The organism is Saezia sanguinis, from assembly GCF_003991585.1.
GTDB classification, from domain to species: Bacteria; Pseudomonadota; Gammaproteobacteria; order Burkholderiales; family Burkholderiaceae_C; genus Saezia; species Saezia sanguinis.
This window is the reverse complement of the sequence record NZ_PQSP01000002.1, coordinates 1-13660: the sequence shown is the minus strand read 5'-3', so window position 1 is coordinate 13660 and position 13660 is coordinate 1. Positions and strand designations below refer to the sequence as shown.

12 protein-coding genes are annotated in these 13660 nt (G+C 54.0%); 6 read left to right on the top strand and 6 right to left on the bottom strand.

Annotated elements, in window-relative coordinates; translation table 11 throughout:
• Nucleotides 1–28 precede the first annotated feature (28 nt).
• The gene (locus CUZ56_RS04205; protein ID WP_126978601.1) at nucleotides 29–1426 is read left to right on the top strand and encodes a DUF945 family protein; all 1398 of its coding nucleotides are present in this window, start codon (nucleotides 29–31) and stop codon (nucleotides 1424–1426) included.
• 58 nt (nucleotides 1427–1484) lie between these two features.
• On the opposite strand, the gene CUZ56_RS04200 is transcribed toward CUZ56_RS04205, so the two are convergent.
• From CUZ56_RS04200 to CUZ56_RS04180, 5 genes are all read right to left on the bottom strand, one after another.
• Complete coding sequence (locus CUZ56_RS04200; protein ID WP_126979622.1) at nucleotides 1485–2204, bottom strand: ABC transporter ATP-binding protein; 720 nt, start codon at nucleotides 2202–2204, stop codon at nucleotides 1485–1487.
• Between the two features lie 38 nt (nucleotides 2205–2242).
• Nucleotides 2243–4024 (bottom strand): branched-chain amino acid ABC transporter ATP-binding protein/permease, encoded by a 1782-nt coding sequence (locus CUZ56_RS04195; protein WP_126978599.1) that lies wholly within the window; start codon nucleotides 4022–4024, stop codon nucleotides 2243–2245.
• Nucleotides 4021–5076: a branched-chain amino acid ABC transporter permease gene (locus CUZ56_RS04190; RefSeq protein ID WP_126979620.1), complete on the bottom strand. Its 1056-nt coding sequence runs from the start codon at nucleotides 5074–5076 to the stop codon at nucleotides 4021–4023. The genes CUZ56_RS04195 and CUZ56_RS04190 overlap by 4 nt, the downstream gene beginning before the upstream one ends.
• Nucleotides 5077–5375: 299 nt before the next feature.
• Nucleotides 5376–6548, bottom strand: coding sequence for an ABC transporter substrate-binding protein (locus CUZ56_RS04185; RefSeq protein ID WP_404948026.1), 1173 nt, complete (start codon nucleotides 6546–6548; stop codon nucleotides 5376–5378).
• A gap of 122 nt (nucleotides 6549–6670) precedes the next feature.
• Nucleotides 6671–8131 carry a M20/M25/M40 family metallo-hydrolase gene (locus CUZ56_RS04180; protein WP_126978597.1) on the bottom strand — a complete coding sequence of 487 codons (1461 nt, stop codon included), beginning with the start codon at nucleotides 8129–8131 and terminating at the stop codon, nucleotides 6671–6673.
• 268 nt (nucleotides 8132–8399) lie between these two features.
• Between CUZ56_RS04180 and tldD the strand changes: the two genes are divergently transcribed.
• From tldD to CUZ56_RS04165, 3 genes are all read left to right on the top strand, one after another.
• Complete coding sequence (tldD, locus tag CUZ56_RS04175) at nucleotides 8400–9866, top strand: metalloprotease TldD (protein WP_126978594.1); 1467 nt, start codon at nucleotides 8400–8402, stop codon at nucleotides 9864–9866.
• A gap of 10 nt (nucleotides 9867–9876) precedes the next feature.
• Nucleotides 9877–10389, top strand: a complete 513-nt coding sequence (locus CUZ56_RS04170; RefSeq protein WP_239442037.1) for an O-acetyl-ADP-ribose deacetylase — start codon at nucleotides 9877–9879, stop codon at nucleotides 10387–10389.
• A 121-nt stretch (nucleotides 10390–10510) separates the two neighbouring features.
• Complete coding sequence (locus tag CUZ56_RS04165) at nucleotides 10511–10954, top strand: hypothetical protein (RefSeq protein WP_126978590.1); 444 nt, start codon at nucleotides 10511–10513, stop codon at nucleotides 10952–10954.
• A gap of 15 nt (nucleotides 10955–10969) precedes the next feature.
• Here the strand turns inward: CUZ56_RS04165 and CUZ56_RS04160 are convergent, their stop codons facing one another.
• Nucleotides 10970–11467, bottom strand: a complete 498-nt coding sequence (locus CUZ56_RS04160) for a VUT family protein (RefSeq protein WP_126979616.1) — start codon at nucleotides 11465–11467, stop codon at nucleotides 10970–10972.
• Between the two features lie 218 nt (nucleotides 11468–11685).
• Here CUZ56_RS04160 and CUZ56_RS04155 point away from each other — a divergent pair, with 218 nt between their 5' ends.
• The gene (locus tag CUZ56_RS04155) at nucleotides 11686–12291 is read left to right on the top strand and encodes a flavin reductase family protein (RefSeq protein ID WP_126978587.1); all 606 of its coding nucleotides are present in this window, start codon (nucleotides 11686–11688) and stop codon (nucleotides 12289–12291) included.
• 253 nt (nucleotides 12292–12544) lie between these two features.
• Nucleotides 12545–13504 (top strand): Kelch repeat-containing protein, encoded by a 960-nt coding sequence (locus tag CUZ56_RS04150; protein ID WP_126978585.1) that lies wholly within the window; start codon nucleotides 12545–12547, stop codon nucleotides 13502–13504.
• Nucleotides 13505–13660: the final 156 nt, after the last annotated feature.

Here is a 13660-nt window from a genome sequence, read left to right as displayed (position 1 = left end):
CCATGAGACCTGAGACAGGAAACCTTTTATGAAAACCAAATTTTTTGCCCGGTCCCTGATTGCTGCCACCATGGCAGGCAGCATATCCTGCGCCATGGCCCAAACCAGCGACAGCACAACCGCAACCGCAGCCCCAGCAGCACAGTCTGCTTATGGAACCATGGCTGAACAACAGTTGCAAAGTTATCTGAAGGGGTTGCAAACTGCTTTTCCGTCTTCACGCTTTACGCTGAAAACTTTCCAGAATACCGGGAACCAGTCTACCGCTGTCATCGAATCTTATTTCGATTTCGGAGTGGACATGTGGACAGACGATAAGGTCAACATGACCTTTGAAACCGATCTGACAATCCACCATAACCCGGCTCTGGAAAACGGGCGTTTCGACGTTGCCCAAATTGAATGGACCACGCGCGCCACGGAAAACACGACGTTTGAGTTGCTGGATCTGCTGGGCGATCAGCCCATCGAGCAAGGCAAAGGCACCATCGCGCTCAATGGTGATATCACCGGTTCCATACAAAGTGCACGGGCACTGGAAGGCGAAGCAGACGATATCGCCTTTAATGTGCCGTCTTATACAGGAACATTCCGTACATACAATCAGGGGCAGTTGGCTGACATGGACATTACCATGCCTTCGCTTTCGGTTTACAGCACTGATCCCTATTACGAAGGCAGCGGTTTATGGGTAACCAACCTGCGCATCCTGCAAAGCGGCAAACCCATCCGTGACCATCAGTGGCAGTTTAACGGGCACAATGAAGTCAGCGTTGAAAAAGCAGAATTCCGCGATGAAGGAGAAACCGTCTTCACGCTCAATAATGGCAAATACACAGAAGACTCCAAAGTTGATGACAAAGGCCTGCTGCAAACGCAGTTTACTTTTGCCGGCAACGCCGTTGTGGATGTTGAAAATCCGACAGAAAAACCCGTACAGGTTGATAGCTTTGATGTTGCCGGAACGATCAGCAATCTGCACGTAGACAATTACCTCAAACTGATGGATCAGTTCAAAGATGATTTCTACGGTATGGACTCCAAGGCCATGGAAAACATCATGCTGGATATACTCAGCCATGGCCCCAAGGTTGATATCAGCAAATTTTCACTGGTGCTCAATGGCGATAAAGGCGAGCTGAGCTATGACATTGGTATTCAGCCATTCACCGCTGAAGAGCGCCAGACACGCATGCATTTGCTGATTATGCAAAAACTGCAGGCACATGCCAGCATGGATATACCTGTCAGCTGGTTGAATATTTTCATGGAAGATTATGAGATTGAGGACTTCCTCGACGAAACCGTTGCCCGCGGCTATATCACCCGCACAGGCGACCGGATCACTTCCAATTTTTCATATGAAATGGGCAATATGACGGTGAACGGCAAACCATTGAATATGGGCAGAGGATTCCCGTTCTAAACCTGCTTTTACATTCCAGAACAAAGCCGGGGTGCTGTGAAAAGCGTTCCGGCTTTATTTATTTTTGCTTTTGGCGCCCCAGCCCCAGATACGTTTCCATCACCTTGGGATTGTGCAGCAGCTCTGATGCCTTCCCCTGCAAAACCTGCTCCCCGGTCTCCAGCACATAACCATAGTCTGCTGTCTGCAAGGCCATGCGTGCATTTTGTTCCACCAGCAGCAGCGCCATGCCCAGTGAGCGCAGATGGCTCAGGGTTGCAAAAATATCCTGCACAATCAGCGGCGCCAAACCCAGGCTGGGTTCATCGAGCATCAGCACTTTGGGCTTTGCCATCAGCGCACGGCCCACAGCAAGCATCTGCCGCTCGCCGCCGGATAGCGTACCCGCCTCCTGCCGAAAACGCTCTTTCAGCCGGGGGAAAAGCGCGTAGACCACATCAAGCTGGTCCAGAAAACCCCGCTCACCAGCCAGTTTGCGCACATAGGCACCCAGCTTCAGGTTATCTTCCACCGACATGGATGAAAACAACTCTCTTTTTTCCGGCACCAGCGATAACCCGTTCTGAACCCGGGATTCAATCGGCCAGTGGCTGATATCCTGCCCATCAAACATGACCTGTCCATGCGCCAACCCGGTTGCAGGCAGGGCATGCATCAACGCATTGAGCAAAGAACTCTTGCCCGCCCCGTTGGGACCGATCACTGTGGCAATCTGTCCGGCCCTGAGCTCCAGGCTGACATCATGCACGGCTTCAATCTTGCCGTAAAACACATGCATGTGCTCAACCTTCAACAAAATATGGTTCGCCGCTGCGCTCACGCCATGCCTCCCAGATAGGCCTGCAACACGGCCGGGTCCTGTTGAACCTGCTGCGGTGTGCCGCTGGCAATGCGTGCACCATATTCCATCACCACCAGGCGATCGGTCAGGTTCATCACAAAATCCATGTCATGCTCCACCAGCAAAATACTCATGCCCTCATCACGCAGCTTGCGCAACAGATCTGCCAGCGCCTTTTTCTCCATATAACGCAGTCCGGCAGCGGGCTCATCCAGCAGCAGCAGTGTCGGGTCTCCTGCCAGCGCACGTGCAATCTCCACCACCCGCTGTTGCCCCAGCGCCAGATTACCCGCCTGGGTATACATGGCACCTGTCAGCCCGACCCGCTCAATCTGCCTGGCGGCCTCGGCCAAAAGCCGTTTTTCGTCAGGACGGTCCAAACGCAAAACCGCACGCAGCGGACCACTGTGCCCGCGCAGATGCGCGCCAACAGCCACATTTTCCAGCACCGTCATCTGCGGCAACAGTTTGACATGCTGAAATGTGCGACCAACCCCCTGGTACACAATCTGTCTTGAAGAGCGTCCATCAATACGCTCGCCACAGAACCTGATTTCTCCGCTGTTGAGTGCCAATACACCAGACACCAGGTTAAACAGCGTTGATTTGCCGGCACCATTGGGGCCGATCAGCCCCACGATTTCACGTGGCCCGACATCAAAACTGACATCATTGACCGCAACCAGCTCACCGAATGTTTTACGCGCCTGCCGCACTTCCAGCAGCGGCCCACTGCTGTCGCCTGTTCGCCGCCGTGACGGTAATGGCTCTACACTTTGCGGGTCAGGCGCCTGGGTTTGCGCGCGCTGCGGCAGCAGGCGCGAAATATACCCCCAGACCCCATCGCGGCTGTAGTGCAGAATCAGCACCATGACAATGCCCAGCACCACCATTTCGTAATTGGCCTGCTCTCCAATCAACCTGGGTAGCATGCTTTGCAGCACATCTTTCAAAATCGTGATGACCGCCGCGCCAATCAACGCGCCCCAGACCTGCCCCATGCCACCAATGACTGCCATGAACAAATATTCTATGCCGTAGTTGATGCCAAACGATGTCGGGTTCACCGCCCGTTGCAGCCCGGCATACAAAAAGCCGGATATGGCAGCCAGCACCGCTGCCAGAATAAACACCAGCATCTTGAGCCACTGGCTGTTGATGCCCATGGCTTCTGCCAGCACATTGCCGCCTTTGAGCGTATGGATAGCACGGCCAATGCGCGAATTCAGCAGATTGCGCACCCCCAGCATCGATGAAATCAATACGATCCAGATCAGGTAATACATCTGCCGCGGGCTGGCCAGTTCCCACCCGAAGACATGAAGTGCCGGCAAGCCGGAAAGGCCGTCGTATTTGCCCAGGAACTCCATATTGCCAAACAGATAAAACAGCGCAAGCCCCCACGCCAAGGTTGCCAGCGTCAGGAAATGGCCGGAAAGCCGCATTGTCACCAGCCCGATCAAAAATGCAATCAGCACGGCCAGTGCAATGCCTGCCAGCAAACCGAACCAGGGCGAGATATTGAACTTGACCGCCAGCACCGCTGTTGCGTAACTGCCAATGCCGACAAACGCCGCCTGCCCCAGCGTGGTGATGCGGGCAAACCCGGTCAGCAACACCAGACCAAGCACCGGCAGCGCATAAATGCCAGTGTAGTTCAGCAGCGTGATCCAATATTCCGGCACCGGCAACTGCGGCACTGCCAGGCAAATCACCAGCAACACCAGACCAACCGCACTGAGATGATGAGGCTTCATGATTCTTCCTCCTCCTCATCGTGCTGCCCCTTGGAAATGGACAGCCACAGCAGCAGCGGAATGATCAGCGTAAAGACAATCACTTCCTTATAGGCGCTGGCCAGAAAGGATGCCCATGATTCGAGCACGCCCACAAAAATAGAACCCAGCGCCGTCAGCGGATAACTCGCCAGGCCACCAAAAACGGCCCCGACAAACCCCTTGAGGCTCATGATAAAACCGGAGTCGTAATACACCGTGGTCAGCGGCGCAATCAGCATGCCACTGACGGCCCCCAGCGCTGCGGCAATGACAAATGTCATGCGGCCGGCCCGTGCGGTATTAATCCCCACCAGCCTCGCGCCCATGCGGTTCACCGACATCGCCTTGAGCGCCTTGCCCATGAAACTGTGCTCAAAATACACATACAACACCAGCACCAGTGCCAAGGCCGTCATGATCACCACCACGGTCTGCCACTTCACAAAAATGGTGCCCAGCAACATGCCGCCATCAATGAAAGGCGCGGTCTGCACCCCTTCGGGGCCAAACATCACCAGCCCCAGCCCCATCAGCGCAAAATGCACAGAAATGGAAATGATCAGCAGCGTCAGCGTACTGGCCTGTGCCACCGGTTCAAACGCCAAGCGGTAGACCATCGGGCCCAGCGGAATCACAATCAGCAGCGTCAGCAGGCTTTGCACCAGCAGCCCGGTTTCTCTGAGCGCATACGTGCGCACCAGCAAAAAAATAGCCACAGGCAGCGCAATATCGCGCACCAGCATATATGCCCATTGTTTGGCCGGGAAGCGGGTGCGGGCACTCAGCATGCGTGCGGCTTCAACCATGAAACAGACCCCGCCCAATACCAGCAGCAGCCACACCGTTGCCGGAAACATCTGCGACTGCAACGCCGCCATGGTCAGCGCCCCATATGAAACAAACTCGCCCTGAGGAACAAACAGCACACGCGTGACAGAAAACACCAGCACCACCGCCAGCCCCAGCAAGGCATAAATGACACCTGTGGTCAGCCCGTCAATGCTCAGCACGCCTGCAATAAACGGGTCAATCATAAACCACCTGATACGGGTTGATGTTGCTCAATTTAATCTGATCGCCATTCAATCGGTTCATGTTCATCTGACTGCGCCACACTGGTTGACAGCACGACACACCTCTCCTCACACCGCATTCTTACGTCAATGCCGTAAAGAATGCTGCGCCCATCGGGCAAAGGTTTGATTTTACCCCCTTATCAGCACCTTCTGACAGCCACATGACCTATTGTCGGAATTCCTCTCCCCATAAAAACAGCCACCGCTCAGGGTGGCTGTCAAAGAACCGGATGCACCGGCCAAAACCTGCGCGTTCAGTCCGCCAGATAAACGAAGCGGTTGTTTCGAATGGTGCCGATCACCGCCGAGCGGCCATCCAGCCCCACATGGTCTTTGGCACTGGTATTGACAATGCCATTGGGCATAATCACTTCAGTGGTCCGTTCCAGCTCATCGCGCAAAGCCGTGCGGAACTCCACGGTTCCCGGCTTTCCATGCTGTAAAGCGCGCTCAACTGCGGCATTGAGTACCGGATAGGCACCGGCCGCATCACCGGCAAACTGTGTCACCGAATTGGCACCATATTTGGCATTGTAGGCATTCACAAACTCTATTGCTGCCGCACGCACCGGATGGTCCTGCGGCAGTGTTTCTGCCACCACCACCGGCTGCGTCGGGAAAATGGTGCCTTCCACATCACGCCCGCCGATTTTCAGAAACTCCGGTGTGGCAATACCATGTGTCTGGTAAATGGTGCCTTTATAACCCATCTGCATCAGTGTTTTCTGGGGCAATACGCTGGGCGTACCTGAGCCCGCAATCAGAACGGCATCGGGCTTAAGCGAAATCAGCTTGAGCACCGGGCCGGTTACGCTGGTGTCGGTGCGGTTATAGCGCTCAACCCCCACAATCTGAATGCCGTGCTTTTCAGCAAACGGCTTAAACGCGTTCAGCCAGCTTTCGCCATAGCTGTCCGCATAGCCGATGAATCCCAGTGTTTTTACACCATGCTGCGCCATGTACTGCGCCAGCACATCGGCCATCAGCGTATCGGTGGCAGCCATCTTAAATACCCAGCGTTTCTTGGGATCATCAGGCGGCTCCACCACCACCCCTGAGCCCACCAGCGTGATGGTTGGCGTTTTGCTTTGTGCAATCAGGTCCAGCGCAGCAAGCGCCCCTGCTGTCAGATTGGGCCCTACAATCACATCCACCTTTTCTTCATTGATGAATTTACTGAAGCTGCGCACGGTGGCAGAAGGATCAGTCGCATCATCCAGAATAATGTACTTCGCAGGCTCTCCGCCCAGTGTCTGGGGCCACATCTGAATGGCATTGCGGCTTGAAATACCCAATGCCGCCGCCGGCCCGGTGCTGGAAAGCACCACCCCAACCTTCACCTCTGCCTGTACCATGGGCACCATGCCCACAGCCGCAACCGCTGTCAGCGCCATAGCTGCTTTGCGTAAATGCTCAATCCATCTCATCTCTGCCTTCTCCTTTATCCGAACCGTTCTTCACATTGATTGCTTACACTGGATTATCCACAAAATCATACCGCAAAGCGCACGGTACTCATATACATGGCCCGCGCTTTGACCCGGCCGCGTCAAGGATGCATTGCAATCACCTGCGCCACAGATGCCGTCAGCTTGCGTGCATAGGGCAAATGCAAAAACTCATCCGGCCCATGCGCATTGCTATTGGGGCCCAGTACGCCACACACCAGCATTTGCGCTGCTGGGAAATTCGTCTGCAGCATGTTGATCAGCGGAATCGTCCCTCCCTGCCCAATGAACGCACAAGGCGCACCATAGTGGGTTTGAGAAGCCTGCTGCAACGCCTGATCTAGCCAGGGCTGATAATCCGGCAGGTTCCAGCCATTGGCCGGCAGTTCAGGCGCAAAAGTCACTTTGGCGTTATAGGGCGTATTTTCTTCCAGCAGCGTTTTCACCTGCCGCACGGCATCCTGTGCATTAACCACCGGCGGCAACCGCAGGCTCAGTTTCAAAGCCGTATGCGGCCTGAGCACATTGCCGGCACTTCCCAGTGCCGGTAAACCATCCGCACCGGTCACCGACAAAGTCGCACCCCATGTGCGGTTCAGCAGCGCCTGCACCAGGTCTGTGGTAACCGGATGCACCGGCGAGCCATCAGCCCCTTGCGCCCAAGGATAGCGTTTGAGCATGCCATCGCCCAGAATCCGGGCGGCGGCCTGTGCCTCCTGCATCCGCTTGGCGGGGATTTCGCACTGAAATACCGCCGGTTTGAGCTGCCCGGTCTGGCTATCCTCCAGCCGGTCCAGTAACTGGCGCATGACCCGCATGCTGGACGGTACCACGCCTGACGCATCACCCGAATGGATGCCCTGCGTCAGCACCTCCACCCGCAGTACGCCGGCAGCCATGCCACGCAGCGAATTGGTCATCCAGAGCTGATCATAGTTGCCCGCACCCGAATCCAGGCAGACCACCATGCCCACATCGCCCATGCGCTCCTTCAAAGCATCCAGATAAGCAGGCAAATCGGTCGAGCCCGATTCCTCACAGGTTTCTATCACCCCCACCACCCGCGGGTGTGATGCCCCCAGTTGCTGTAAAACCTTCACAATGGCGGCACTGGCATAAATGGCATACCCGTCATCGGCGCCACCGCGACCATACAGCTTGTCATCCACAATTTTGGGCAGCCACGGGCCCAGCCCGGCACTCCAGCCGGAAAATTCAGGTTGTTTGTCCAGATGCCCATACATCAGAATTGTTTGTGTTGCGGCAGACTGGTATGCCGCCACCTCAAAATAAATCACCGGCGTGCGGGGCGAACCATCCGGCTTGCTCAAACGCACAACCTCTATCTGCAATCCCTGTATCTGCTGCGCCTTGACCCACGCCACCGCATCGTGCACCACCCGGTCAATATAGCCATGCTCTGCCCACTGCGCATCAAATGCAGGCGATTTCGCCGGGATTTTGATGTATTCTGACAATGCAGGCGTAATTTCCTGATCCCATTTCCGGTTGACTAAATTCTGTAACGCCTGAGTGTCAATTGTTTTGTGATCAGCACGCATCAAAACTCCTTCCAATTCAACTCAGATGAACATGGCCCCTTTGCAGCAAACCACTTCACCGCCTGTAACAGACTGCTATGATACGCCGATCAGGGTCATTCGTTCATCACCGACGAATCTTCCGTTTTGGGGACTATGTTTATTAAAAAGCCCGGCATTTTGCCGCCTGCACTGGAAATCCGGCATTTTCATCCCCATCTTTATAAGATGTTTCCCCGTCTGGAACGCCTTTACGCGATAATTCAGACTTCACCACGGAACTTATTTCATGATTTCACACGAACCTGCACTGGAACGGCTGCAAACTGCCCAATCACTTTTGCTGACCCCCTTCGGGCTGGATGAAACCACGCTGGCCCGGGCACTGAAACTGATCGGTGAACACCGTATAGACGATGCCGACCTTTATTTTCAGTACACCTGCCTGCAAGGCTGGTCATTGGAGGAAGGAATCGTCAAATCCGGCAGCTTCAGCATTGACACCGGAGTGGGCGTACGTGCCATCACGGGTGAAAAAACCGCTTTTGCCTATTCTGACGACATTTCAGAAAACGCCTTGTTTGATGCTGCACGCACGGTGCGCGCCATTGCTGCGGCGGGGCAAAATAAACGCATCCAAATTGCCAGGCCAGCCACTGCCGGCAGCAGTTCGCACAACCTGTACCCGGCCCTGAATCCGATCACCTCCCTGGACAACGCCGAAAAAGTAGCTTTGCTGGAAAAAGTGGAGCGCCTGGCCCGTGCCAAAGATCCGCGCATTGTTCAGGTCATGGCAGGCCTTGCCGCAGAATACGACGTTGTACTGATTGCCCGTGCTGACGGCACCATTGCCGCTGATGTACGGCCTCTGGTCCGCTTATCCGTCACCGCCATTGCAGAACAGAATGGCCGGCGTGAAATCGGCTCCAGTGGCGGCGGCGGCCGTTTCGCCCTGACTGCACTGTCAGAAGCGCAGATTCAGCAATATGCCGACACGGCTGTTAACTCTGCCCTGCTCAACCTGGAAAGCCGCCCCGCTCCGGCAGGCCAGATGGATATTGTGTTGGGCAGCGGCTGGCCGGGCGTATTGATTCACGAAGCCATCGGCCATGGCCTGGAAGGCGACTTTAACCGCAAAGGCTCCAGCGCTTTCAGCGGCCGTATTGGAGAGCGCGTGGCAGCGCCTGGCGTCACCATTCTGGATGACGGCACCATCACCGACCGGCGTGGCTCGCTGAACATTGATGACGAAGGCCACCTTACCCAGCGCAATGTACTCATTGAAGACGGCATACTCAAAGGCTATCTGCACGACGCCTTGAACGCCCGCCTGATGAAAACCAGCTCCACCGGCAATGCCCGCCGCGAAAGCTATGCCAGCGTGCCCATGCCGCGCATGACCAATACATTCATGCTCGGCGGCGACAAAGACCCGCAGGAAATCATCTCTTCGCTGAAACGGGGGCTGTACGCCACCAACTTCGGCGGCGGTCAGGTCGACATCACCAGCGGCAAGTTTGTATTTTCGGCATCAGAAGCCTATTGGGTTGAAGACGGCAAGATCCAGTACCCGGTCAAAGGCGCCACCATCATTGGTAACGGCCCTGACGCCCTGACCCGTGTCACCATGATCGGCAATGACCTTGAACTGGACACCGGTGTAGGCACCTGCGGTAAAGAAGGCCAGAGCGTTCCCGTTGGCGTTGGCCAGCCCACCATCCGAATCAACGGCATGACGGTTGGCGGTACCGCCTGAATGAATGGCGATGCCAGAATTTCGCGCGGTTCAGGCCAACATCACCACCCTGCAGGTTGATGCCATTGTCAATGCCGCCAACACCTCTTTGCTGGGTGGCGGCGGTGTCGATGGAGCAATACACCGTGCCGCCGGGCCTGACCTGCTGGAAGCATGCCGCCGCATTGGACGCTGCCCGGTAGGACAGGCGCGCATAACCCCAGGTTTTAAACTCGCTGCGAAATACATTATTCATACGGTCGGCCCTTACTGGCAGGATGGGCTGCACGGTGAACCACAGGCTCTTGCAAGCTGTTACCAGAACAGCCTGACCTTGGCTGGCGAACACCGTGTTCAAAGCATAGCTTTCCCCTGCATCAGCACCGGCGCATACCGTTATCCCCCAAAAGCCGCGGCAGAAATTGCCATCAACACTGTCAAAACCTATCTGGCTGAAGATGCGCCCCATAACCGCTATCTTCAGGAAATCATTTTCTGCTGCTTCAGCGCTGCAGATCTGGCAATCTACCAGCACATACTCTGATTTTGTGGGTGCAGCCCCGGCAAGCGTATATACTGCTCTTATTGTGCGGGCCAGATTTGCATTGCGCTCAGCGTGATGCAAAACAGGCTTCCTCTTTTACCAGCAAAGCATATTGCCCCCTATGAAACCATCATATTTCTCTTTGCTGCTGCTTTTGTCAGCCATCATCAGCACATCCGGATGCGTCTCAAACGCCCTAACGCATGAAACGCCAGACCCGCAATACGGTATGACCATAGAAACCGCCATTGAAGTCTGCAAGCCTGTGGGGCAACGCCAATATCTGTCCCGGCTGATTTGCCTGGACGGGCAAAGCCCGTACTTTTACCGGACCGGCAATGTCGGCATGCGTACGCCTTGGCCCGAGAATCTGACACCCGCGCAGGAAAGAGAATATGCCGCCAAATGCGGCCAACCGATACAACCCGGAGACCCGGACCATCACATCATTGACCGCTACCATGTGCAATGTGGTGAGCATGTCGTCATGATTTACATGGACATGTACCACTGCAACCAGCCTGCTCCCAACGTTGCACCAGCCGGATTTACCATCCGGCCTTAATGCCAGCCGCTCAGGTCAGTTGAATGCCCTTTTGTAGTAACTGAATAAATACGGCAGCAGCACCTTATAGGGTGCAAGCAACATTACTGCCATCAACCATTTCACGCTCATATCACCGGCGGCCAGCATGAACCAGTTCATGTGCGTGCCAGCAAAAGCAATAGAGAAGAACACCAGCGTATCTACCACGGTTGCCACGGTGGAACCAAAAAACGGCGCCTTCCACCAGGAGGCCTGCCGCCAGCGGTTAAACACCAGAATATCCATCAACTGCGAAAAAATAAACGCTGCGCCAGATGCCACAGCAATACGCCACGGCGCCAGATACAAAGAAACCACGACAGCCACGGCAAACCCGACAAACACCACACGGCGCGCATTGCGCGAACCAATGGCACGGTTCGTCAGGTCTGTCACCAGAAAAACCAACGGATACGAAAAAGCGCCCCAGGTCAGCCAGTCATTAATCACAAACTGTACCAGCACATTGGACAGAATGATCACCGCTGCCATTGCACCAATAGGCAGCAAGAGCTGCCGCCAAGACAACACCAAATCATCTGTTGCTGAAAAGACCTTCTTTTCCATCATTTGCTTGCTCTGAATGCACTGTCTAAAAAACGACCAGACCGCTATTATCCCACGATTCCTTTTCTGTGCGCCTCTGTTCTCTTTCTATAAAGTGCCAAACCCGGTAAACTGCCGGAAATCAACACTTTTTATACTACAAAATGAACATGAACTATCGTGAAACTGTGCTGCTGGAAAAAGCCTACCGGCTTTTAAACCATGGGCCTACAATTTGCGTCAGTGCCGCCCATAACGGGCAGCAAAATATCATGACAGCCGCCTGGAACATGCCACTGGATTTTGCACCATCCAAAGTCGCAGTCGTCCTTGACAAACAGACCTGGACACGCCAGTTGCTCGAAGCATCAGGCACGTTTGCCATCAGCGTTCCAACCCGAGCTCAGGTTAATCTGGCTCAACAAATCGGTTCTCTTTCCGGCGCAGCATTATTGCGTGACACGCAAAAAGACAAAATCACCACATTAAACCTTCAAACATTTACCGGCACAACAACTCAAGCCCCATTGCTTGAAGACTGTGTTGCATGGCTGGAATGCAAACTCATCATTGAGCCACATATTCAGCAAACCTACGATCTGTTTTTAGGAGAAGTCACTGCAGCATGGGCTGATACCCGTGTTTTCAGCCAAGGCCATTGGCACTTCGAAGGTCATGATGAACTCCGAACGATACACCATGTAGCTGGGGGCCATTACTTTATTGCCGGGCAGGCGATCCAGTCGTCCGCTACAGGGCCTTCTGACTAGCTTGCCTTGCATTTGTTTCCGCGCCCGAAACAAATGATCAAATTCAGAAGACCGCTATACTTTTCATGTAAATATAAACGTCAATATTAAATGCATCCCATGAAAACATACTCCTTTGCACATGCCACTCGTCATTTCATTTTTGCCTGCATAAGGGGCTTTTGCATTTAGTGTTAGCTGGTTTCTATCATCTTCAGCACATGCCAGATTACTTGTTCTGACAGATGGGCGTGTTCTTGTAACAGGTGCATCTGTGGGAGCGGATCAAGCCAAAGTCTATGATCCGGTTAAAAACCAATGGGTACAAACGGCTCCTGCAAACTCCGTATGGACCGATTCCAGATCCTCCAGACATTTTCTAACCCTGTTGCCAGATGGTCGTGTACATGTCTCTGGTGCCGGTATTTATGACCCACAGTCCAATATCATCGACACCACAGCAAACCAGCCAGATCCATTCAACTCATATTCAACAACCACCATTTTGAATGATGGACGCATCATGTTCATGGGTGGAGAGTCAAACACAGGGGAAGGCCTGACAGATGCAGCCATCTTTATGATGGCTAATAACCAGTGGCAGAATATCCATCCCATGCAACAAAAACGCATGCTTGCTGCTGCGACCACACTGCAGGATAACTCAGTTCTCGTCACTGGCGGGATCTCTGCGGCTGGTGCAGGCACTGAATTATCCGCCGTAGAACTCTACACACCGGATGCAGATCAATGGACTCAAATGACCGCTATGCAAACCGCCAGAGTTCGCCACACAGCAACACTTTTAGACAATGGAAAAGTTTTGATCGTCGGCGGGGAAGATGGTCCGACACAAGCCCTGAATACGGCAGAGCTATACGACCCAGCCACTCAAACATGGACACAACTCCCCGAAATGCAGGAGGCACGTTGTGAGCACTACGCCGTCTTATTGCCGGATAATCAGGTTATGGTCGCAGGAGGATGGACCGATGATGGTCAGGTTGACCTTGTCGAAATATACGACCATGCAAAAAACCAATGGTCTCGTGCCGATGCATCATGGAACTGGGTCAGCGAAGCCGTCCCATTACCGGATGGACGCCTGATGGTCACTCGCGTCATATGGTCGCCGGAAAATGGCGAATGGCAAAATACCCAGACCATTGAAATTTACGATCCTCAAACAAAACGTTTTACCGTTCTGGCTTCAACAGAAACACCTATGCAGTAAAAGGCATAAAGCAAGAGGCATCAAGGTACTCGGCCCACCAATGTGAATATCCGCATTTAGTTAGTTATGCTTTTAGCTCCCAATAAAAAAGCCCCCTGTGTTTAGCAGAGGGCTTTTTCGTAGCATAAATAGTCTGACGATGTCCTACTTTCACAC

What these genes read in the sequence shown, in the direction of transcription:
- CUZ56_RS04205 (WP_126978601.1), top strand. Translation starts at nt 29, where the DNA reads ATGAAAACCAAATTTTTTGCCCGGTCCCTGATTGCTGCCACCATGGCA.
- CUZ56_RS04200 (WP_126979622.1), bottom strand. Translation starts at nt 2,204, where the DNA reads ATGCATGTGTTTTACGGCAAGATTGAAGCCGTGCATGATGTCAGCCTG.
- CUZ56_RS04195 (WP_126978599.1), bottom strand. Translation starts at nt 4,024, where the DNA reads ATGAAGCCTCATCATCTCAGTGCGGTTGGTCTGGTGTTGCTGGTGATT.
- CUZ56_RS04185 (WP_404948026.1), bottom strand. Translation starts at nt 6,548, where the DNA reads ATGAGATGGATTGAGCATTTACGCAAAGCAGCTATGGCGCTGACAGCG.
- CUZ56_RS04180 (WP_126978597.1), bottom strand. Translation starts at nt 8,131, where the DNA reads ATGCGTGCTGATCACAAAACAATTGACACTCAGGCGTTACAGAATTTA.
- tldD (WP_126978594.1), top strand. Translation starts at nt 8,400, where the DNA reads ATGATTTCACACGAACCTGCACTGGAACGGCTGCAAACTGCCCAATCA.
- CUZ56_RS04170 (WP_239442037.1), top strand. Translation starts at nt 9,877, where the DNA reads ATGCCAGAATTTCGCGCGGTTCAGGCCAACATCACCACCCTGCAGGTT.
- CUZ56_RS04165 (WP_126978590.1), top strand. Translation starts at nt 10,511, where the DNA reads ATGAAACCATCATATTTCTCTTTGCTGCTGCTTTTGTCAGCCATCATC.
- CUZ56_RS04160 (WP_126979616.1), bottom strand. Translation starts at nt 11,467, where the DNA reads ATGGCAGCGGTGATCATTCTGTCCAATGTGCTGGTACAGTTTGTGATT.
- CUZ56_RS04155 (WP_126978587.1), top strand. Translation starts at nt 11,686, where the DNA reads ATGAACATGAACTATCGTGAAACTGTGCTGCTGGAAAAAGCCTACCGG.